The organism is Chromobacterium paludis (assembly GCF_008275125.1).
GTDB lineage: Bacteria > Pseudomonadota > Gammaproteobacteria > Burkholderiales > Chromobacteriaceae > Chromobacterium > Chromobacterium paludis.
In genome coordinates, this window is record NZ_CP043473.1 from 2,912,344 (window position 1) to 2,932,797 (window position 20,454).

Consider the following 20,454-nt stretch of genomic DNA (forward strand, 5'->3'; position numbering starts at 1 on the left):
GCTGAACGAAAAACGGGCAAGCCCGCGAAGGCTTGCCCGCTATGAGGACGAACCGGATCAGACTTCCTGCGCCGGATCGGAAGTGGCGGATGAAGCCGCCGGCTCCGCCGGTTCGGCCGGCTTGGTTTCCGGCTTGGCGGCGAAACCCGAGCCCGGCTTGGGCGGGCGCGGCGGCTTGCCGTCCATGATGTCGTTGATCTGCTCGGCGTCGATGGTTTCGTATTCCAGCAGCGCGGCGGTCATCGCCTCCACTTTGTCGCGATTCTCTTCCAGCAGGCGGCGCGCCAGCGCGTACTGCTCGTCGATAATACGGCGGATTTCGGCATCCACCTGCTGCAGCGTGGCCTCGGACAGGTTCTTGTGCGTGGTGATGGAGCGGCCGAGGAAGACTTCGCCCTCGTTCTCGCCGTACACCATCGGCCCAAGCTTGTCCGACATGCCATAGCGGGTGACCATGTCGCGCGCCATCTGCGTCGCGCGTTCGAAGTCGTTGCTGGCGCCGGTGGTCATCTGGTTCATGAACAGCTCTTCGGCGATGCGGCCGCCGAACAGAATGGCCAGACGGTCCATCAGGTAGCCGCGGTCATAGGCGAAGCGGTCCTGCTCCGGCAGCTGCATGGTCACGCCCAGCGCGCGGCCGCGCGGGATGATGGTGACCTTGTGCACCGGGTCGGACTTCGGCAGCAGCTTGGCGACGACGGCGTGTCCGGACTCGTGGTAAGCGGTGTTGCGCTTTTCTTCCTCGGTCATCACCATGCTGCGGCGCTCGGCGCCCATCATGATCTTGTCCTTGGCGGATTCCAGATCCTCCATGTCCACCAGGCGCTTGTTGCGGCGGGCGGCGAACAGGGCGGCTTCGTTGATCAGGTTGGCCAGGTCGGCGCCGGAGAAGCCCGGCGTGCCGCGCGCGATCACCTCGGCGTTGACGTCGGCGGCGATCGGCACCTTGCGCATGTGCACGTTCAGGATCTGCTCGCGGCCGCGGATGTCCGGCAGCGGCACGATCACCTGGCGGTCGAAGCGGCCCGGACGCTGCAGCGCCGGGTCCAGCACGTCCGGACGGTTGGTGGCGGCGATCACGATCACCGTGGAATTGGTGTCGAAACCGTCCATTTCCACCAGCAGCTGGTTCAGCGTCTGCTCGCGCTCGTCGTTGCCGCCGCCCAGGCCGGCGCCGCGCTGGCGGCCCACTGCGTCGATTTCATCAATGAAAATGATGCACGGGGAGTTCTTCTTGGCCTGCTCGAACATGTCCCGTACGCGGGCCGCGCCCACGCCGACGAACATTTCGACGAAGTCAGAGCCGGAAATGCTGAAGAACGGCACCTTGGCCTCGCCGGCGATGGCCTTGGCCAGCAGCGTCTTGCCGGTGCCGGGAGAGCCGGCCAGCAGGATGCCGCGCGGAATGCGGCCGCCCAGGCTCTGGTAGCGGGAAGGATCGCGCAGGTAGTCGACGATTTCCTTCACTTCTTCCTTGGCCTCGTCGCAGCCCGCCACGTCGGCGAACACCACGGTATTGGAATCCTGGTCCAGCATGCGCGCCTTGCTCTTGCCGAACGAGAACGCGCCGCCCTTGCCCCCGCCCTGCATCTGGCGCATGAAGAACACCCACACGCCGATCAACAGCAGCATCGGGAACCAGCTGATGAAGATGCTCATCAGCATGGACGGCTCTTCCTCCGGCTTGGCGGAGAAGCGCACATTGTTCTTGATCAGGTCGTCCACCAGCTGCGGGTCATAAGGCGCGTAGGTGGTGAAGGCGGTGCCGTCGGTCAGCTTGCCTTTCAGCCACTGGCCGCGCAGCGGATGGCCTTCTATGGTCAGGGACTGCACTTTGCCGGACTCGACATCGCTGACGAACTGCGAGTACTCGAGCTGGTTCTGAGTGTCCTGGCGTTTGCTGAACTGATTGAACACCGTCATCAGCACTAAGCCGATGATCACCCAGATGGCGATGTTTTTGCCGATATTGTTCACGAGTAGCGGACTCCTCTGTGCCCTGACTTTATTGGTTGCTTGTACATTGAATGGCTACGATTGTACGCGCCGCGCCGTTTCGTGTCAGCGCCGACCCTTGCCCAGCAAGTAGATTTCGCTGGAACGGTCGCGCGACGCCTTGGGCTTGCGGGTGACCACCTCGCCAAACAATTCGCGCATGGCCTTGAGGTAATCCTGAAAATCGCTGCCCTGGAACACTTTGACGAGAAAGTGGCCGCCGGGTTTCAAATGATCGCGCGCAAAATCCAGCGCCAGTTCGCACAACAGAAAACTTCTGGCCTGATCGATGGCGCTCATGCCTGACATATTGGGCGCCATGTCGGAAATTACAAGATCCAGCGCGCGGCCGCCCAATAATTGCTCGAACTCGCGCAAAACCGACTCTTCGCGAAAGTCGCCCTGGATGAAGTCCACGCCCGGCACCGGGTCCATGGGCAGGATGTCCAGCGCGAACACCTTGCCCGACTCGCCCACCAAACGCGCCGCCACCTGCGACCAGCTGCCCGGCGTGGAGCCCAGGTCCGCCAGCACGGTGCCGGGGCGGATCAGCTTGTCCTTGTCGTTGATCTCCAGCAGTTTGTAGGCGGCGCGGGCGCGGTAGCCGTCCTTCTGCGCCATGTGCACATATTGATCGTTGACATGTTCCTGCAACCAGTTGTTGCTGCTCTTGCTTCTTGCCATCTCGGCGCCTTCTGTCGTCTCAATGCTCAGGATAGCCGATGCGGGCCGCGTGAGACGCTATCCTGTTGTTTTTCGGTTAATTCGGGACCAAATTTGGGGCCTGGGCGCAAATTCTAGTAGAATCGCGTTTTGCTTTGAATTCCGTGTTTCCATGAAAATTGAACTCAAGCCGTTTCAGCGCAAGTACCTGCAGGGTCTGGCGCACGGCATCGACCCGGTGGTGATGGTAGGCAACAACGGCCTGACCGAGGCCGTGGTGCGTGAAATCGCCATCAACCTGGACGCCCATGAACTGATCAAGGTGCGCGTGCTGGGTGACGACCGCGACGCCCGCGTGGCCATGTTCGAGCAGATTTGCGACGAGCTGGGCTGCGCCCCGGTGCAGCACATCGGCAAGCTCTTGGTGCTGTGGCGCCCCAGCGACAAGGCGCGCATCACCTTGCCCAAGAACAAGCAGGCGATGAAGGACTGAGTCCGCCCGCCCGCATATGAAAAAGCGGTGGCCATGCCACCGCTTTTTTCATGCCCGGCTCATTCCCCGCGCCAGATATAGGCCAAGCCCAGCAGGCTCTGCGCCAGGTAGATCAGGCTGGAAATCGCATGCCAGGTGGCGAAACCGCCGCCGAACAAGCCTTCCGCCGCATGGTTCATCTGCTGCTTCAAGGTGACGATGATGGGCGCCACGCCAAACTGGTTGATCAGCGTGCAGATCAGCATGCCGACGATGAGCCAGAATGCGCCCATCTTGAGGCCGGACACGCCGTGGCGCCACACCAGGTCCACCAGCAGGAACACGCCGCACACCAGGCCCACCCAGGCGATGACGCTGAACAGCCGTCCCGCCACCATGCCGGCCGTCGCCGCGTCCAGCGTCTTAAACAGCACAGGCGCCACGATGACGCCTATCACCCACAAACCGCCAATCCAGAAAGTCTTGGCCAATGCGCGCAAACCGTCCATTTCCTCTCCCGGCAACCTGCGCAGTTGATGAAAACGCGCGAGGCCAGGCATCGCGCGGGGCTGGATATCGCTTTAGATGTATTTGACGTCGAGCACTTCGTACTCGCGGATGCCGCCCGGGGCCACCACTTCGGCTACGTCGCCGGCTTCCTTGCCGATCAGCGCGCGCGAGATCGGCGAGTTCACCGACACCTTGCTGACCTTGATATCGGCCTCGTCGTCGCCGACGATCTGATAGGTGACGCTCTCTTCGGTTTCCAGATCCATAAGCTCGACGGTGGCGCCGAACACCACGCGGCCATCGGCGTCCAGCTCGGCCGGATTGATGATCACGGCGTTGGACAGCTTGCCTTCCAGCTCGGCGATGCGGCCTTCCACGAAAGCCTGGCGCTCCTTGGCCGCGTCGTACTCGGCATTTTCCGACAGGTCGCCATGCGAGCGAGCCTCGGCGATCGCCTCGATCACCGACGGACGCTCCACGCTCTTCAGGCGTTGCAGTTCTTCCTTCAGAAGCTCGGCGCCGCGTACAGTCAACGGGACTTTGATCATTACAGTATTCTCCACAGGCGGTTATCCGCCTTCATCAAAAGCACAAGCCGCCGTACGGGACGGCGGCTTGGGCAAGCGGGTTTGAGCGGAATTGTAACGGCAAATCGCTTCCGCATCAAAGCCTACCGGTGAGCCATCCTCCTCAGCCGGCGATCTGCGCGTGCAGTTGCTGCACGCTGTACACGTCGAAGGCCTCGGCGTGGCTCATGCCCACGCACACCGCCTTGGCGGCGGACAAGGTGGTGTACTGCGGCACGCGCGCCTGCAGCGCGGAGCGGCGGATGGAGTGGCTGTCCTGAATCGCGGTGCGCTTCTCGTCCACGGTGTTGATGACCAGGTCGATTTCACCGTTCTTGATCATGTCGACGATATGCGGACGGCCTTCGTTCACCTTGTTCACCACCTGCACAATCAGGCCGGCGTCGGCCAGATGTTTGGAGGTGCCGCGAGTGCAGCAGATGCCGAAGCCCAGGCGCTGCAGCTCGCGCGCCACATCCACGGCGCCGTTCTTGTCGCTGTCGCGCACCGACAGGAACACCTTGCCGGTCTTGGGCAGGCGGTCGCCCGCGCCCAGCTGCGCCTTGACGTAGGCTTCGGCGAAGGTCTTGCCCACACCCATCACCTCGCCGGTGGACTTCATTTCCGGCCCCAGGATGGTGTCCACGCCCGGGAACTTGATGAAGGGGAACACGGCTTCCTTGACCGCATAGAACGGCGGGATCACTTCCTTGGTGAAGCCCTGCTCGGCCAAGCTGATGCCGGCCATGGCGCGGGCGGCGATCTTGGCCAGCGGCGCCGAGGTCACCTTGGAGACGAAGGGCACGGTGCGCGAGGCGCGCGGATTCACTTCCAGCACGTAGATGGTTTCGCCCTGAATGGCGAACTGCACATTCATCAGGCCCACCACGTTCAGCGCGCGGGCCATGGCCACGGTCTGGCGGCGGATCTCATCCTGCATGGCCGGGAACAGGCTGTAGGCCGGCAGGGAGCAGGCGGAGTCGCCAGAGTGGACGCCGGCCTGCTCCACGTGCTGCATGATGCCGCCGATCACCACCTGTTCGCCGTCGGACACGCAGTCCACGTCCACTTCGATGGCGTCATTGAGGAAGCGGTCCAGCAGCACCGGGCTGTCGTTGGATACCTTGACCGCCTCGCGCATATAGCGTTCCAGGTCGGCCGGCTCGTGGACGATTTCCATCGCGCGGCCGCCCAGCACGTAGGACGGGCGCACCACCAGCGGGTAGCCGATTTCGTCAGCCAGCTTCATCGCCTCGGCCGGCGCGCGCGCGGTGCGGTTAGGCGGCTGCTTCAGGCCCAGCTCGTTCAGCAGTTTCTGGAAGCGCTCGCGGTCCTCGGCGGCGTCGATCATGTCCGGCGAGGTGCCGATGATGGGCACGCCGTTGGCTTCCAGCGCGCGCGCCAGCTTCAGCGGGGTCTGGCCGCCGTACTGCACGATGACGCCGAACGGCTTCTCGATGCGGCAGATTTCCAGCACGTCTTCCAGCGTCAGCGGCTCGAAGTACAGACGGTCCGAGGTGTCGTAGTCGGTGGACACGGTTTCCGGGTTGCAGTTGACCATGATGGTCTCGAAGCCGGATTCGCGCAGGCTCAAAGCCGCGTGCACGCAGCAGTAGTCGAACTCGATGCCCTGGCCGATGCGGTTAGGCCCGCCGCCCAGCACCATCACCTTCTTGCGGTCGGACGGGTTGGACTCGCACTCCTCCTCGTAGGTGGAGTACATGTAAGCGGTGTTGGTGGCGAACTCGGCGGCGCAGGTGTCCACGCGCTTGTACACCGGGTGCAGGCCCAGCGCCCAGCGCTTGGCGCGCACGGCGGCCTGATCGGTGGCCAGCAGCTCGCCCAGGCGGCGGTCGGAGAAGCCCTTGCGCTTCAGGCGGCGCAGCTCGGCATAGTCCATGTCCTCCACCTTGCGGCCGGCCAGCGCTTTTTCTTCGCCGACGATGTCTTCGATCTGCGCCAGGAACCACGGATCGATCTTGCTGACGGCGTGGATGTCGTCGCGGCTCATGCCGATGCGGAAGGCGTCGGCCACGTACAGGATGCGCTCCGGTCCCGGCGCGCCCAGCTCGTGGCGGATGGCGGCTTCGTCGGTGGTGACCGAGTCAAAGCCGGACAAGCCGGTTTCCAGGCCGCGCAGCGCTTTTTGCATCGATTCCTGCAGCGTGCGGCCCATGGCCATCACCTCGCCCACCGACTTCATCTGCGTGGTCAGGCGGTCGTCGGCCTGCGGGAATTTCTCGAAGGCGAAACGCGGAATCTTGGTGACCACGTAGTCGATGGACGGCTCGAACGAGGCCGGGGTGGCGCCGCCGGTGATGTCGTTCTTCAGTTCGTCCAGCGTGAAGCCGACCGCCAGCTTGGCGGCGATCTTGGCGATTGGGAAGCCGGTGGCCTTGGACGCCAGCGCGGAGGAACGGCTGACGCGCGGGTTCATTTCGATGACAATCATCTCGCCGGTGGCCGGATTGGTGGCGAACTGCACATTGGAGCCGCCAGTATCCACGCCGATCTCGCGCAGCACCGCCAAGGACGCGTTGCGCATGATCTGGTATTCCTTGTCGGTCAGCGTCTGCGCCGGGGCCACGGTGATGGAGTCGCCGGTGTGCACGCCCATCGGGTCGAAGTTTTCGATCGAACAGATGATGATGCAGTTGTCGTTCTTGTCGCGAACGACTTCCATCTCGTATTCCTTCCAGCCCAGCACCGACTGCTCGATCAGCAGCTCATGGGTGGGGGAAGCCTCGAAGCCGCGCTCGCAGATCGCCAGGAATTCTTCCTTGTTGTAGGCGATGCCGCCGCCGGAGCCGCCCATGGTGAAGGACGGACGGATCAGCGTCGGGAAGCCCACCTTGGCCTGCGCCTCCAGCGACTCTTCCAGGGTGTGGCAGACGAAGGACAGCGGGCAGGACAGGCCGATCTTGGCCATCGCCTCCTTGAAACGGCCGCGGTCCTCGGCCTTGTCGATGGCGTCTTCGGTGGCGCCGATCAGCTCGACTTTATATTTTTCCAGGACGCCGTGCTTGGCCAGGTCCAGCGCGCAGTTCAGCGCGGTCTGGCCGCCCATGGTCGGCAGGATGGCGTCCGGACGCTCCTTGGCGATGATCTTTTCCACCACCGGCCAGCTGATGGGCTCGATGTAGGTGACGTCGGCCATGTCCGGGTCAGTCATGATGGTGGCCGGATTGGAGTTGACCAGGATGACTTTGTAGCCCTCCTCGCGCAGCGCCTTGCAGGCCTGGGCGCCGGAGTAGTCGAACTCGCAGGCCTGGCCGATGACGATCGGGCCGGCGCCAATGATCAGAATGCTTTTGATGTCGGTACGCTTTGGCATGGCTTCTACTCTTTAATAACTAGTATTCTCGGGCCGCGCCCCCTCCCCGGCGGCGCGGCGTATTCAATATGGCCTTACAGGCTGGCCGCCGCCAGCTTGGCGCCGAAGCCGATGAAGACGGCTCCCACCGAGCCGCCCAGCGCGGCGCTGAGTTTGCGGCGGCGGCGGAAGGCCGCGGCCAGCCGGTGTCCGGCCACGATCAGCACGGTCAGGTATAGCGTGCTGCACGCTTCCACGATCAGGCCCAGCGCGACAAAGGTCAGCGCGGGATGCGGATAAGCGGGATCGACGAACTGCACGAAGAAGGACACGAAGAACAAAATGGCCTTCGGGTTCATCAGGCTGATCAGCAGGGCCTTGGCGAAGGGACTTTCCGCGCCCACCGGGGCCGGCGCCGCGGCGGCCTCCGCGCCCTGCGCGGAACGGCGCCAGGCGACGAAGCCGGACTTCAGCATATTGACGCCCATCCAGGCCAGATAGCCGCCGCCCAGATACTTGACCACCGCGAACAGCGCCGGATTGGCCTTCAACAGCCCGGCCGCGCCGGTGGCCGCCAGGGTCATCAGGACGAAGTCGCCGATGATGATGCCGCCGGCGCCGGCAAAACCGGCGCGCGTTCCGCGCTGCGCCGCCACCGACAGCACATACATGGAATTCGGCCCCGGCAGCAGCACGATGAAGATGGCGCCCAGCAGATACGTGGTCAGATCGGTAATCCCCAGCATGATCCCGCTCCCGCCGCCCTAAGCGCGCTCTGCCATCGAGGCGATGAAGCGATCGAACAGATAAGCCACGTCCTCCGGTCCCGGACTCGCTTCCGGGTGGCCCTGGAAGGAGAAGGCCGGACGGTCGGTCAGCGCGATGCCCTGCACCGTGCCGTCGAACAGCGAGCGGTGGGTGACGCGGACATTGACCGGCAGACTGGTTTCATCCACCTGGAAGCCGTGGTTCTGGCTGGTGATCATCACGCGGCCGGAATCCAGATCCTGCACCGGATGATTGGCGCCATGATGGCCGAACTTCATCTTGGACGTCTTGGCGCCGGAGGCCAGGCCCAGCAATTGGTGGCCCAGGCAGATGCCGAACACCGGCAGCTTGGTTTCCAGAATCTTGCCTATGGCCTCGATGGCGTAGTCGCACGGCTCCGGATCGCCGGGGCCGTTGGACAGGAACACGCCGTGCGGATTCAGCGCCAGCACATCCTCAGCCGGCGTCTGCGCCGGCACGATGGTCAGCTGGCAGCCGCGCTCGGCCAGCATGCGCAGGATGTTGTGCTTGACGCCGAAGTCATAGGCCACCACGTGGAAACGGGTGGCGGCCTGGACTTGATAACCGGCGCCCAGCTTCCATTGCTTCTCGGTCCAGGCGTAGGGCTTCTGGCAGCTGACGACCTTGGCCAGGTCCTGACCGGCCATGCTGCCGAAGCCGCGCGCCAGTTCCAGGGCCTTGGCCTCGTCGATGTCGCCGGCCATGATGCAGCCGGCCTGGGCGCCCTTTTCGCGCAGGATGCGCGTCAGCTTGCGAGTGTCGATGTCGGCGATGGCGACGACATTGTGCTTTTTCAGGTAATCGGACAGCGAATCTTCGGCGCGGAAGTTGCTGTGCAGCAGCGGCAGATCGCGAATGATCAGCCCCGATGCAAAAACGGCGCGGGATTCGGTGTCTTCCGAATTCGCGCCGACATTGCCGATGTGCGGGTAAGTGAGAGTGACGATCTGCCTGGTATAGGAAGGGTCCGTGAGGATTTCCTGGTAACCGGTGATGGCGGTATTGAATACCACCTCGCCGACGGTATGGCCGGCGGCACCGATAGCACTACCTTTGAAAAGCGTGCCGTCAGCCAAGACAAGGATTGCGGGGAGGATTGACACTGGCTGGCTCCTGTTGCTTTGCCTTTGCGCTTACACAAAAACCGGCAGCGCCGGTTTTGTTTTACACCAAGGGATTTTCGAAATTCTTATGTGAATAACGGGACACGGCGCCTCGCGCCTGTCCCGTTGGTTAAACCTTTCTATAGTACCGCGAATTTTGCGATCGCACAATCAGGCATTCGCGGATTTTGCAAAAAAAAACGTCACATGCCGGTCTTGGACTGCCAGCTGACGCTGGTCGGCCCCGACGGTTGGCCCAGCATCAGCATCAAAGGCTTCAGCGCGTCGTACTTGTCCGGCGGGCTGTCCGCGCTGCCGGCCATATTAAAGGCGCCGCCGGCCGGCCACGCGCCCTGTCCGCTCAACATCAGCGGACCTTCCAGCGTGGACAAGCTCAGGCTCAGGCCCTGCGGCGTGCCGGCCACATCCAGCTGGTAGCTGCCGAAAGGCAGCGCCGTGGTCAGCGGCGTGGACGCGCCGCGCCACACCAGCTGCGCGCTGCCGTTGATTTCCTTGCCCTGGCGCGCCAGTTGCGGAATGCTCAGCTGCAGCTCGCCGCCCAGCCGCGCCGCCTGCCAAACCTTGGACAGGTTGGCCAAGGCCGCCACCGGCAGCGAGAACGCCAGCCCGCGCACCTCCTGCTTGGAGAAACCGAGCTGCAGCAGGCCCGGCTGGCCGGCACTGTCCAGCTGCCATGCCAGCACGCCGGACAACAGCGCCCTGGGCTGCCACTGCCAAGACAGCGGGCTCATCGCCAGGACTTCGCCCGCCGGCCCCAGGTAGACCAGCTGCGCGCCGCCGTTCCACACCGTGCCCTTGGCCTCATTGACGTCCCAATGCCGGTCGCTGAGCCGGGACACCGGCCACGACAGCCAGCTGGCCGGCAAGGCCGACACGCCGCCCGCCAGTGCCAACAAGGCCAACGCCAGCCATTTGCCTATCTTGCGCCTCATGCCTCCGCCCCCGCATGCGCCAGCAGCGCCTTGATCTTCACTTGCCCCGGCGTCGGCTGCGCCTCCACCTTGACGTTAAGCACGCGCACCTGCTGCTGCGCAGACAATACGCCCGCGAAGCGCACCCAGTCATCGAAGCCCAGCACGCCCTCCATGTCCACGCCATTGTCACCATCGGCAGTGAACTGCAGCCCGACCACCGGCAGGCCCTGGCTCTTGGCCGTTTGCTGCAGCAAGGGGATCAGCTCTTTCGCCGCCAGCGGCGTCTGCGCCGGCTGCCGCTTCAGCTTGGCGGCCTCGTCCGCCAGCGCCTGCACCATGCCCAGCTCGGCCTGCAGCCGCGCCACCGCCGCGCGGTTGCGCTGCAGCGAGGTATTGGCCGGCTCCCAGATGCCCAGGTACACAATGGCCGCGCCCAGGACCACGGCCATGATGGCCAGCAGGCGCTGCTCGCGCGCGGTGCGCTGGCCCCAGTAATCGAGAAACTGTTGTTTATACGCTTTCATCGTCACGGCTCCCGCGCCACCACCAGTTGCTTGCTGCCCGGCTGGGTGCTGGCTGCGTCCAGCATGATCTGCCGCGCCGACAGCAGCTTGCGCCAGCGCGCCAGCGTCTCGGCCGGCACCTCCGCCGCCTGCAGCTTCAGGCGGCCGGACTCATATTCCATCTCTCTCACCTGCAGATCGCGCCCGGCCACCGCCGCCAGCGCGCCCATCAGCTCCACCATATCGTCGCGCGCCGGCTGGCCATGGCTGAGCCTGAGCTTGTCCACCGCGCGCAGCATGGGCAGCGCGCTGCCGCCGGGCAAGGCCTGGCCGCCTATCCACGGCGTGGCCGCCGCGCGGATCTGGTTCGACAGGCTGTGCTTTTGCCAGGCATACCAAGCGGACTGGCCCAGCGTCAGCAGCAGTTGCGCCGCCAGCAGGCCGCCCAGCAGCCAGCCGGTTTGCTTCAGCGACGGCGCCCAGTCGCGCCAGCGCCGGTTGGCGGCCAGCTCGCCCTGGGCGAAGTCGAAGCCGCCGTGACGGCGGCCGCTGCGCCAGTCATAGGCCTCGCCGCGCGTCGCCTCGCCCTGCCAGCCCGGCAGCCGCGACAGCAGCTCGTCCGCGCTGTCCACGCCGCTCCACTGCAGCCGCGCCGGCGACGAACCCGCCAGCAGCGAAGCAAACAAGGCCTGCTCCAGCACCGCGCCGCCGCATGGCAAGCTGGCGGCGAACGGCGAGGCGCCGCGCACCAGCCAGCGGTCGGCCAGGCGCGTCACGCTCCAGCCGTCCTTGGGCGGCGCCGGCAGCAGGCATTCTTCCGGCACGATGCGGTCGCACAGCCGGCCCAGGCTCTTCAGCATGGCCACCGCGCGGCGCACGCTCATCGCCTCCGCCACGGCTACGGCGCGCCGGCCATCGGCCAACGCGTCGCCCAGCGCGTAGAGATTGGCCGCCGGATCATTGCCCAGCCGCTCTTCCAATGCGAAACCGATCACCGCCGGCGTCGGCTGCTTCACGGCATCCGGCAGTTTCACCTCGGCAAACAGCGTGCGGCCGGCCGGCAGCACCAGCTCGCAGTGGTCCGCCTTGGGCCAGCCGCCGGGCGCGCTGTCGCCCTGCGCGGCCAGCTCGCCGCGCGCGCCCAGCAAGGCCCAGGGCAAGCCCGGCTCGCTATCGGGCCAGCCCGCCCGCAGATAGAGTCGCAGCGTTGTCATTCGTCTCCCCACCCGACCGCGTTCCGCGGTCGTCGTTGCCATCCTGCCGCCACATCAGCCGCACGACGTTCAGGTTGCTGTAAATCATCGCCCGCATCCGCAGCTTGGCCTTGCCATAGCTGGAACGGCTGTCGAGCAGAAAATAATTGGACGCGGTGCCCACCATATTGGCGAAGTTGCTCTTCACCAGATTGCCGGGCGGGCGGGCCAGGAAGTCCGCCTTGTCCTTGTAATACACGGTCTGGCGTTGCTTCATCAGCACCATCAGATTGCCGTCGCCTATGCCAGGAATCAGCGTCTTCAGCACCTTGTCGGTGGCGGTGTTGACGTTGATCGTCGTCGCCTGCGACGGCAGCGCCGCAATATGCGGCAACAGCTTGTCCATGACTTCCGACGTGTAGCCGGGCAGCCAGCGCAGCATCTCCACCCGCGCCAGCGGATGGCTGGGACGCGGCGCGGCGCCCTGCTCCCCCGCCGCCAGCGGGTCTTCGTTATCCGACAGGCCGCGCAGCTTGCGCAGCAGCGGCTCCGACAGCGTGCTGGGCAGGCTCAGCGTTTTCAGCAGATCGCGATAAAACATCAGCTGATCCTTGTCCACCTGCCCCTGGGCATTGACCAGGGAGTTGATGTTGAAACGGCCCTGCAAATCGCTCAACGCGCCGCTGACCTTGACGCCCTGGGCCTCCGTCTGCGGCAGCGGCTGCGCCCACAGCTGGGACAAGGCCACCACGCCGTTGCCGCTGACATTGTTGAAGCGCAATATCTCCATCGCCCAGCCTAGGCCAGCCTCGGCCACCAGCCGCAACTGGGCGCGGCTCTTGTCGTTTTCCAGCTGATGCCACCATAGGCCCTGCTGCCACAGCACCAGGCTGGCCGCCGTAGTGGCCAGCGCCACGATCAGCAGCGCCATGATCACGGCCATGCCGGACTGGCGCCGCCTCATGGCAATACCCACACGCGGCGCGCCACCCGGCCGCCCGGCATCGCAACGCGCATTTCCAAGCCGCGCGCCACCCGGCCCTGAGCGTCGCCGCTGGGCCAGGCGTCCAGCCAGCCGCCATCGTTCAACAACACGCGCCAACTCACTTTCATGTCCGCGCCAAGCAGCGGATAGACCACGGGCTGGCCGCCGCCGGCCTCGCCGGCCGACCAGGACAAACCCTTGGCGTCGGCATGGTAGATCATCCTTTCCATCCCGCCCGGATAACGCGTGGATACCGCCTCCAGCGCCAGCGTCTGGCCATTGCCGTCCTGCTGCAGCGTCAGGGTGCTGGCACCCAAGGTCTGCCCCTGCATGAGGTCGGCCTGGTTGGCCTGCGGCTGCAGGCTGGTCAAATCGCTCTCCAGCCGACGAAAAGCGCGCGCCGCGTCCACCCATTGCTCGCCGGTCTGCATCAGCCGCTCGCGCGCGATCAGCAGCGAGCCGAAGGCCTTGTAGCCCATCACCGACAGGATGGCCAGCAGGCTCATCGCCACCAGGATTTCCAGCAGCGTCATGCCGCCTTGTGCTTTCGCGCTCAACCGCCGCCTCCCGGCTGCTGCCTCAGATAGCCAGTCATCTCGGCCAAGACGTAATGGCCGGCGCCGGGGGACAGGATGCGGATCACCACCTTGCGGAAATTGGGGTTGGGCGTGGAAGCCACCTCGCGCTCCCAGCGCCACGCCACGCCGTCCTCCTTGCTCTCCCCCGCCTGCTTGCCCAGCTCGGGAAACTGGCGCAGCGCCTGCATCATGGCGATCTGGTTCTGCGCCTCCCAGTTGGCCTGCATGCGCAGCTCCATGCCCTCCGCGTTGTCGGCGGCCAGGCCGGTGGCGCGCAGCAAGGCGCCCAGCGCCACCGCGATGATGGCGAGGGCGACCAGCACTTCGAACAAGGTGAAGCCTTGCTGCCGTCTCATGAGCCGTCCGTCACCGTCACGCGCCCCAGCGGCGACTGCAGCACCGTCAGCGTGCGGCCGGCGCCGCTCAGTTGCAGCGCCAGCGTCGCGGCGCGGCCATCCTGCCACAGCAGCAGCGGCCGGTTCGCCGGCCACGGTTTGCCGTCCAGCAAGAGGCCGCCTCCGGCGATGCCGTCCGGCCACGCATGCGGCGCCAGCAGTTCGTCGCTCACCTGGCTCCAACTGCCGTCCTCGTCCTGACGGCTGAAGGCGTAGCCCTTGTCGTTCCAACTCAAGGCCAGGGTATCGCCCATCTCGGCGGCATCGCCGGCCTGCTCCAGCACGCGCGCGAAGCGGTAGCCCTCGTCACTCAACAGACGATGGGTGTCCGGCCGCAGGCTCAGCGTCACCGTGGTGGCAAGGACGCCGATGATCAGCATCACCACCATCACCTCGATCAGCGTGAAGCCGCGCGCGTATCGCTTCAATCCGGCCGCTCCGCCTTACTTGCCACTGTCCCAGTTGCCGATGTCGGCGTCGTTGCCCTCGCCGCCCGGCTGGCCATCGGCGCCCAGGCTCCAGATGTCGATCTCGCCGTGCGTGCCCGGATTGGCGTATTGGTAGGCATTGCCCCAGGGGTCCTTGGGCAGGCGTTCCAGATAGCCGCCCGGCTTCCAGTTCTTCGGCTCCGGCGCCGCGGCCGGCTTCTGCACCAGGGCTTGCAGGCCCTGGTCGGTGCTGGGGTAGCGGCCGTTGTCCAGTCGGTACAGCTTCAGCGCCTGGCTGATGGCGCCGATGTCCTGCTTGGCCGCGACCACCCGCGCCTCGTCCGGCCGGCTCATCACCTTGGGCACCACCAGCGCGGCCAGCACGCCGAGGATGACGATCACCACCATGATTTCGATCAGGGTGAAGCCGCGCTGGGCGGTACGTTTCAACTGTTTCATTGCCTCTCCGTCAGTCGATCCGGCAGGACTCGCCCGCCGGGTTGCTTCAATTCGTTTGCGTCAATGCACCATCTGGTTCATGTCGACGATGGGCATCATGATGGCCAGCACGATCAGCAGCACCATGCCGCCCATCACCAGGATCAACAGCGGCTCCATCAGCGTGGTGAAAGTGGCCAGCTTGCGCTCCACCTCCTGCTCCTGCTGCTGAGCGGCGCGATCCAGCATGTGCGACAGCGTGCCGCTGGCTTCGCCGCTGGAGATCAGGTGGATCAGCACCGGCGGAAATTGCTTGCTGGCATGCAGCGCGCGCGACAAGGACACGCCCTCGCGCACCTTGGCCATGGCGTCGGCTACCGCGTCCTGCATGGGCAGCATGGTCATCAGGCCGCGCGCCGTTTCCAGCGCGGTGAGCAGCGGCACGCCGGACCCGACCAGGATGGACAGCGTGCTGGCCATGCGCGCGGTATTCAGCGCGCGGAACAAGCGGCCCAGCACCGGCAGCTTCAGCACGCGTTGATGAAAACGCCGCCTCAGCGCCGGCGCGCGCAGGGCGCGGATGAACAGCGCCAGCGAGGCGACGATGGCGATCAGCATGATCACGCCCCAATGGCGCAGAAAATCGCTGCAGGCCATCAGGGCGCGGGTCAGGAACGGCAAGGTCTGCTTGGTCTGGGCGAACACGCTGACCACCTGCGGCACCACGTAGCTCATCAGCCCGCTCACCACCAGGATGGCCACCAGGGTCACCACGGCGGGATAGGCCAGCGCCAGCGACACCTTTTGCTGCGTGTTCTGCCGCTTGTCCAGGTATTCGGCCAAGCGCGCCATCACCATGTCCAGGTGGCCGGACTGCTCGCCGGCCTGCACCAGCGAGCGGTACAAGGGAGAGAACACGCCCGGCGCGGCGGACAAGGCCTGGGCGAAGCTCTTGCCTTCCAGGATGTCGCTGCGCAGCGCCGCCAGCACGGTGCGGCTGCGCGGGTTTTCCGATTGCTCGGTCACCGCGGTCAAGGCTTTTTCCAGGGTCAGGCCGGCATTGAGCAGCGTGGACAGCTGCTCGGTGAGCATCACCAGTTCGGCGCGCGGCAGGCCGCGGCGCAAGACATTGCTGGCCGCGCCGCCGGTTTTGGCGTTGACGCCGTCCACCGTCACCGGCAGCAGGCCGCGTTCGCGCAGCTGCGCGCGCGCGGCGCGCGCGGAGTCGGCCTCCAACAGGCCGCTCTGCTCCTTGCCCGCCGCGTCGTAAGCGGTGTACTTGAAGGCTGCCATCAGCTTCTCGTCACCCGCAGGATCTCTTCCAGGCTGGTCTCGCCGGCCTTGACCCAGCGCAGGCCGTCGTCGCGCAGGCTGCGCATGCCGTGGCGCGCGGCATGGTCGCGCAGGCGCTGCTCGGAGGCGCGGTCATGGATCAGCCGCTGCATGGCGTCGTCCACCAGCATCAGCTCGTAAATGCCGTAACGGCCCTTGTAGCCGGACTGGGCGCAGACCGGACACCCCACCGGCCGATAGTGGACCGCTGCCGGATCGTCCTCCAGCGGCACCGGGTGCGGCGCCTTGCACTCGGGGCAGACGCGGCGCACCAAGCGCTGCGCCATCACGCCCAGCAGGCTGGATGCCAGCAGGAACGGCTCCACGCCCATGTCGGTGAGGCGGGTCACCGCGCTGGCGGCGTCGTTGGTGTGCAGGGTGGCCAGCACCAAGTGGCCGGTCAAGGATGCCTGCACCGCGATCTGCGCGGTTTCCAGGTCGCGGATTTCGCCTATCATCACCACGTCCGGGTCCTGCCGCAGAATGGCGCGCAGGGCCTTGGCGAAGCTCATGTCTATCTTGGCGTTGACCTGGGTCTGGCCCACGCCGTCCAGGTGGTACTCCACCGGGTCTTCCACCGTCATGATATTGGTGTGGCTGGCGTCCAGCCGGGACAGCGCGGCGTACAGCGTGGTGGTTTTGCCCGAGCCGGTGGGGCCGGTGACCAAGAGGATGCCGTGCGGCTGCTTGATCAGTTTGTCCACCGAGGCCAGGGTGTCGGCGGCCATGCCCAGCGTGGCCAGGTCCAGCCGCGCGTTTTCCTTGTCCAGCAAGCGCAGCACCACGCGCTCGCCGTGGCTGGTGGGCAGCGTGGACACCCGCACGTCCACCGGGCGGCCGCCCAGCCGCAGCGAAATGCGGCCGTCTTGCGGAATGCGCTTCTCGGCGATGTCCATATTCGACATGATCTTGATCCGCGACACCATGGCCGCGTGCAGCGCGCGGTGCGGGCTGACCACGTCGCGCAGCGTGCCGTCCAGGCGGAAGCGCACCACCGAGCGGTCCTCGAAGGCCTCGATGTGGATGTCCGACGCGCCGTCGCGCAGCGCCTGGGTCAACAGCGCGTTGATCATGCGGATGATGGGCGCGTCGCCCTCGCTCTCCAGCAAGTCCTCCACCGTCGGCAAGGACTCCACCATCTGGTTCAGGTCCAGATCCTGGCCGATATCGTCCACCATTTCCGCCGCCGCGCCGTCGCGGCTGGCGTAATGCTCGGACAAGCGCTTCTCGAACTGCGCCGCGCTCAGCGTCTCCACGCCGGACAGCGCGCCGCCATGCAGGCGCAGCGCCTCGGCCCAGGCCGCCGGCTTGGCGTCCTCGCGCAGCAGCAGCACGCGGCCAGCCTCGCCGTCCAGCAGGATGACCCCGTTGGCGCGGGCAAACGGGAACGGCAGCAGCGTGGAGAACTTGGCCTGCATCATGGCTTCGCCTTGGCCGGATCTCCGGCCGGAGTCAAGGCGTCCAGCGCGCCGCGTATGCCATGGTTAGGCAGCGCCTTCAGCGCGTCCTCCGCGTCATAAGGCAGCTTGCCGCCGGACTGCTTGCGCATCTGGCCCATCACATAGCCGTAGCGCTCGCCGGCCACGGCGCTATTGCCGATTTCATCGCGAATGATGGTGGGACGGATGAAGATCATCAGGTTGGTCTTCTTGCGCTCCTTGTCCTGGTATTTGAAGAAATTGCCCAGGAAGGGGATATCGCCCAGCAGCGGCACTTTTTCTTCGGAATTGCTGACCGAATCCTGAGTCAGGCCGCCCAGCGCCACCAGGCCGCCGTCATTGACCGTCACCACGGTGTCCAGGGTGCGGCGGTTGAAGGTGGGGTTCACGGTCGCGGCGGTGGCCGGGTCAATGGAGTCCGCCGCCTGCTTGATCTTCAGCCGGATGGCGCCGCCTTCCGATATCTGCGGCGTGATCTCCAGGGCGAAGCCCACCGTCTTGCGGTCATAAGTATTGTACGGCGCATTGGACGTGCCGCTGGAGCCGGCCGGATAAGACGCGCTGAGCACGCCGATTTCCTGGCCGATCACGATATTGGCCTTTTCATTGTCCATGGTCACCAGCTGCGGACTCGCCACCAGATTGCCCTTGGCCTCCTGCTCCAGCGCCTGAGCCAGCAGGCCCAGGGTCGGGATTTGCACGCCGCCCACGGTGATGTTGTTGATGATGGCGGCGGTCAGGCCGCCTCCGGTCAGGCTGCTGACCAGGGTGCCCAGCCCGGTGGTGTCGGTTGCCGTCGGCGTGCCCAGTATCGGCTTGGCGTTGGGGAAAGAGGCGCCGGCGATGCCGTTGGATCCCACCTTGGCCGACCACTGCACGCCTATCTTGTTGGCGCGATTGGCCGTCACTTCCATCACCAGCGCTTCCACGTAAACCTGGGCGCGCCGCTTGTCCAGCAGATCTATCACATTGCGCAGGTTCTGGTACATCGGGTCCGGCACGTTGAGGATCAACGCATTGCTGTTGCTGTCGGCCTGGATCATGGCGGCGACGCCGACGCCGGCCGGGCCGGAGGAGGCCATGGCGGCCGGCGCGCTGTTCTCCATCACCGGCGCCGGGCTCGGCGCGCTGTTGCCGCCGCTGGAAGCATTGCTCCCGACATTATTCAACAGACTGGCGCTGCCGCCGCTTCCGGCGTTGCCGATGACGCTGCGGCCCTGCACCGGGCTGCTCTCGCTGGACAGCAGCGCGCGCAGGGTCTTGGCCATCTCGGCCGCCTGGGCGTTCTTCAAGTAGACCACGCGCACATTGGAGCCGGCCTGGCTGGGCTGGTCCAGCATTTTCAGCAGGCTCTTGATCTTGCCCACCTTGCCCGGCGCGTCGGCCTTGATCATCAGCACATTGGCGCGCGGATCGGCCAGGATGGTGGTTTTGCCGCCCTCGGCGCCCCCCTCCTGCATCAGCTTGTTCAAGGTGGCCGCCAGGTCCACCGCGGAGCCGAACAACACCGGGATCACGGCGGTATCGCCGGAGGACGCGGCCTCCACCGACTCGATGATGGACTCGATGCGACGGATGTTGTCGGCATAGTCAGTGACGATCAGCGCATTGGACTGCGGATAGGCCGCCACCGTGTTATTGGGCGACACCAGCGGCCGGATCACCGGCACCAGCTGGTTGGCATTGCTGTTCTTCAGCGCGAACACCTTGGTGATCAGGCGATCGCCGTCGCCGCGCGGCATGCCCTTGATCGCGCGCGCATGCAGCTTGGCGTCCGCCTCCGGCACGATCTTGACCACGCCATCGCCCTCCACGGCGGCGAAGCCTTGCAGCCGCAAGGAAGACAGCAGGACCTGGTAAGACAGCGCGCGCGGCACCGGCCGGCTGGAAACGATGTTGACCGTGCCCTTGACGCGCGGATCAATCAGGAAGTTCTTGCCGCTGATCTCGCCTATCGCCTTGACCACGGTCTCGATGTCGGCATTGACGAAGTTGAGCATGACCATATCGCCCTGCGGCGCGGCCAGCGATTGACAACTGTAGACCAGGGCCAGGATGGCGACGAGTTTGGAAATTCGCATTGCACTCTCTTATTGGCGAATCATCGCGGCGGGATCGACCGCGGGTTGGGGCTGGGCATCGGGAACGGCATTCTGGCCGGGAACCGGCACCGGCATGGCGCCGGGCATCTGCGGCGGCGGCATTTGGCCGGGCGTGCCGGGCTGGGCGGCTTGCATGGCGTCAACGCCGCCCGCTGCGCCGTTGCGCGTCTGCAGCGGGACGAACTGCTCGCTGCCGCCGGAACGTATCGTCACGCCATTGGGCGCGACCTTGACCAGCTCCCAGCCATCCGGCGTCTGCTTGCCCTGCAAGAGCGGCTCCGACTTGCCGTTGTTGTCGACAATGGCGAAGCCCTTCACGCCCGGCAGAGTGGGCGCATACACGCCAAGCAGCCGTATCGGCGGCAAGGCCGCGGCCTGCTGCACCGGCACCTCGCCGAACCAGTGGCCCTGGGCCGTTGCCGCCGCGGCGGCCTGCGGCTGCGCCGGCGCCAAGGCGCGGTAGGCATGGGCTGGCGGAGACAGCCAGGCGCTCAATTGCTGGCCAGCCCAGAACGCCAGCAGGCCCATGGCCATGGCCGGCAAAGCCTTATGCCAGTGCGTGCCCGGCAGACGCAGGCGACCCATGCGCCTCCCCAGGCCAGACTTGGAGATTTCCCCGAAACCCATCGACATCCCGTCATCAAGAATTATGCAGAAAACATGTTACTGCCGGCACGCTAGATTAAGCAGCAAGCGGGCCACTTTGCAATAGCCT

General features: G+C 65.6%; 20 protein-coding genes. 1 reads left to right on the forward strand and 19 read right to left on the reverse strand.

Translation table 11 applies throughout. The features are described 5' to 3' along the window. Positions 1–57: 57 nt before the first annotated feature. On the reverse strand, positions 58–1,977 hold the full coding sequence (gene ftsH / locus FYK34_RS13770; RefSeq protein ID WP_149297316.1) for an ATP-dependent zinc metalloprotease FtsH: 1,920 nt from the start codon (positions 1,975–1,977) through the stop codon (positions 58–60). 84 nt (positions 1,978–2,061) lie between these two features. Then, the gene (gene rlmE / locus FYK34_RS13775; protein WP_149297318.1) at positions 2,062–2,679 is read right to left on the reverse strand and encodes a 23S rRNA (uridine(2552)-2'-O)-methyltransferase RlmE; all 618 of its coding nucleotides are present in this window, start codon (positions 2,677–2,679) and stop codon (positions 2,062–2,064) included. A 151-nt stretch (positions 2,680–2,830) separates the two neighbouring features. Between rlmE and FYK34_RS13780 the strand changes: the two genes are divergently transcribed. Further along, positions 2,831–3,151: a YhbY family RNA-binding protein gene (locus FYK34_RS13780; protein ID WP_149297320.1), complete on the forward strand. Its 321-nt coding sequence runs from the start codon at positions 2,831–2,833 to the stop codon at positions 3,149–3,151. Positions 3,152–3,210: 59 nt separating this feature from the next. Here the strand turns inward: FYK34_RS13780 and FYK34_RS13785 are convergent, their stop codons facing one another. The 17 genes from FYK34_RS13785 to FYK34_RS13865 all read right to left on the reverse strand — a co-directional run bounded on the left by FYK34_RS13785 (position 3,211) and on the right by FYK34_RS13865 (position 20,324). Next, on the reverse strand, positions 3,211–3,639 hold the full coding sequence (locus FYK34_RS13785; protein WP_149297322.1) for a DUF4149 domain-containing protein: 429 nt from the start codon (positions 3,637–3,639) through the stop codon (positions 3,211–3,213). 72 nt (positions 3,640–3,711) lie between these two features. Next, a complete protein-coding gene (greA, locus tag FYK34_RS13790; protein ID WP_149297324.1) occupies positions 3,712–4,188 on the reverse strand; it encodes a transcription elongation factor GreA in 477 nt (158 codons plus the stop codon). Positions 4,189–4,330: 142 nt separating this feature from the next. After that, the gene (gene carB, locus FYK34_RS13795) at positions 4,331–7,540 is read right to left on the reverse strand and encodes a carbamoyl-phosphate synthase large subunit (protein WP_149297326.1); all 3,210 of its coding nucleotides are present in this window, start codon (positions 7,538–7,540) and stop codon (positions 4,331–4,333) included. 74 nt (positions 7,541–7,614) lie between these two features. Then, positions 7,615–8,265 carry a leucine efflux protein LeuE gene (gene leuE, locus FYK34_RS13800; protein WP_149297328.1) on the reverse strand — a complete coding sequence of 217 codons (651 nt, stop codon included), beginning with the start codon at positions 8,263–8,265 and terminating at the stop codon, positions 7,615–7,617. An 18-nt stretch (positions 8,266–8,283) separates the two neighbouring features. Further along, positions 8,284–9,411: a glutamine-hydrolyzing carbamoyl-phosphate synthase small subunit gene (gene carA / locus FYK34_RS13805; protein WP_149297329.1), complete on the reverse strand. Its 1,128-nt coding sequence runs from the start codon at positions 9,409–9,411 to the stop codon at positions 8,284–8,286. A gap of 203 nt (positions 9,412–9,614) precedes the next feature. Beyond that, the gene (locus FYK34_RS13810) at positions 9,615–10,364 is read right to left on the reverse strand and encodes a type II secretion system protein N (protein WP_149297331.1); all 750 of its coding nucleotides are present in this window, start codon (positions 10,362–10,364) and stop codon (positions 9,615–9,617) included. Then, positions 10,361–10,870 (reverse strand): type II secretion system protein GspM, encoded by a 510-nt coding sequence (gene gspM, locus FYK34_RS13815; protein ID WP_149297333.1) that lies wholly within the window; start codon positions 10,868–10,870, stop codon positions 10,361–10,363. Before gspM ends, FYK34_RS13810 begins: the two co-directional genes overlap by 4 nt. Before the next feature lie 2 nt (positions 10,871–10,872). Then, positions 10,873–12,063, reverse strand: coding sequence for a type II secretion system protein GspL (gene gspL, locus FYK34_RS13820; protein WP_168209749.1), 1,191 nt, complete (start codon positions 12,061–12,063; stop codon positions 10,873–10,875). Then, positions 12,020–13,006, reverse strand: a complete 987-nt coding sequence (gene gspK, locus FYK34_RS13825) for a type II secretion system minor pseudopilin GspK (protein WP_149297337.1) — start codon at positions 13,004–13,006, stop codon at positions 12,020–12,022. The genes gspL and gspK overlap by 44 nt, the downstream gene beginning before the upstream one ends. Further along, entirely contained in the window at positions 13,003–13,584 is a 582-nt protein-coding gene (locus FYK34_RS13830) for a type II secretion system protein GspJ (protein ID WP_149297339.1), read from the reverse strand. The genes gspK and FYK34_RS13830 overlap by 4 nt, the downstream gene beginning before the upstream one ends. Then, complete coding sequence (gspI, locus tag FYK34_RS13835) at positions 13,581–13,961, reverse strand: type II secretion system minor pseudopilin GspI (RefSeq protein WP_149297341.1); 381 nt, start codon at positions 13,959–13,961, stop codon at positions 13,581–13,583. The genes FYK34_RS13830 and gspI overlap by 4 nt, the downstream gene beginning before the upstream one ends. Beyond that, entirely contained in the window at positions 13,958–14,428 is a 471-nt protein-coding gene (locus FYK34_RS13840) for a prepilin-type N-terminal cleavage/methylation domain-containing protein (RefSeq protein WP_231137266.1), read from the reverse strand. The genes gspI and FYK34_RS13840 overlap by 4 nt, the downstream gene beginning before the upstream one ends. A gap of 15 nt (positions 14,429–14,443) precedes the next feature. Beyond that, the gene (gene gspG, locus FYK34_RS13845) at positions 14,444–14,887 is read right to left on the reverse strand and encodes a type II secretion system major pseudopilin GspG (protein WP_149297343.1); all 444 of its coding nucleotides are present in this window, start codon (positions 14,885–14,887) and stop codon (positions 14,444–14,446) included. A gap of 60 nt (positions 14,888–14,947) precedes the next feature. Further along, the gene (gene gspF, locus FYK34_RS13850) at positions 14,948–16,159 is read right to left on the reverse strand and encodes a type II secretion system inner membrane protein GspF (protein ID WP_149297345.1); all 1,212 of its coding nucleotides are present in this window, start codon (positions 16,157–16,159) and stop codon (positions 14,948–14,950) included. Beyond that, on the reverse strand, positions 16,159–17,619 hold the full coding sequence (gene gspE, locus FYK34_RS13855) for a type II secretion system ATPase GspE (protein ID WP_149297347.1): 1,461 nt from the start codon (positions 17,617–17,619) through the stop codon (positions 16,159–16,161). Before gspE ends, gspF begins: the two co-directional genes overlap by 1 nt. Beyond that, positions 17,616–19,718, reverse strand: coding sequence for a type II secretion system secretin GspD (gene gspD, locus FYK34_RS13860; protein ID WP_149297348.1), 2,103 nt, complete (start codon positions 19,716–19,718; stop codon positions 17,616–17,618). The genes gspE and gspD overlap by 4 nt, the downstream gene beginning before the upstream one ends. A gap of 9 nt (positions 19,719–19,727) precedes the next feature. Next, on the reverse strand, positions 19,728–20,324 hold the full coding sequence (locus FYK34_RS13865; RefSeq protein ID WP_168209750.1) for a type II secretion system protein N: 597 nt from the start codon (positions 20,322–20,324) through the stop codon (positions 19,728–19,730). Positions 20,325–20,454 lie beyond the last annotated feature (130 nt).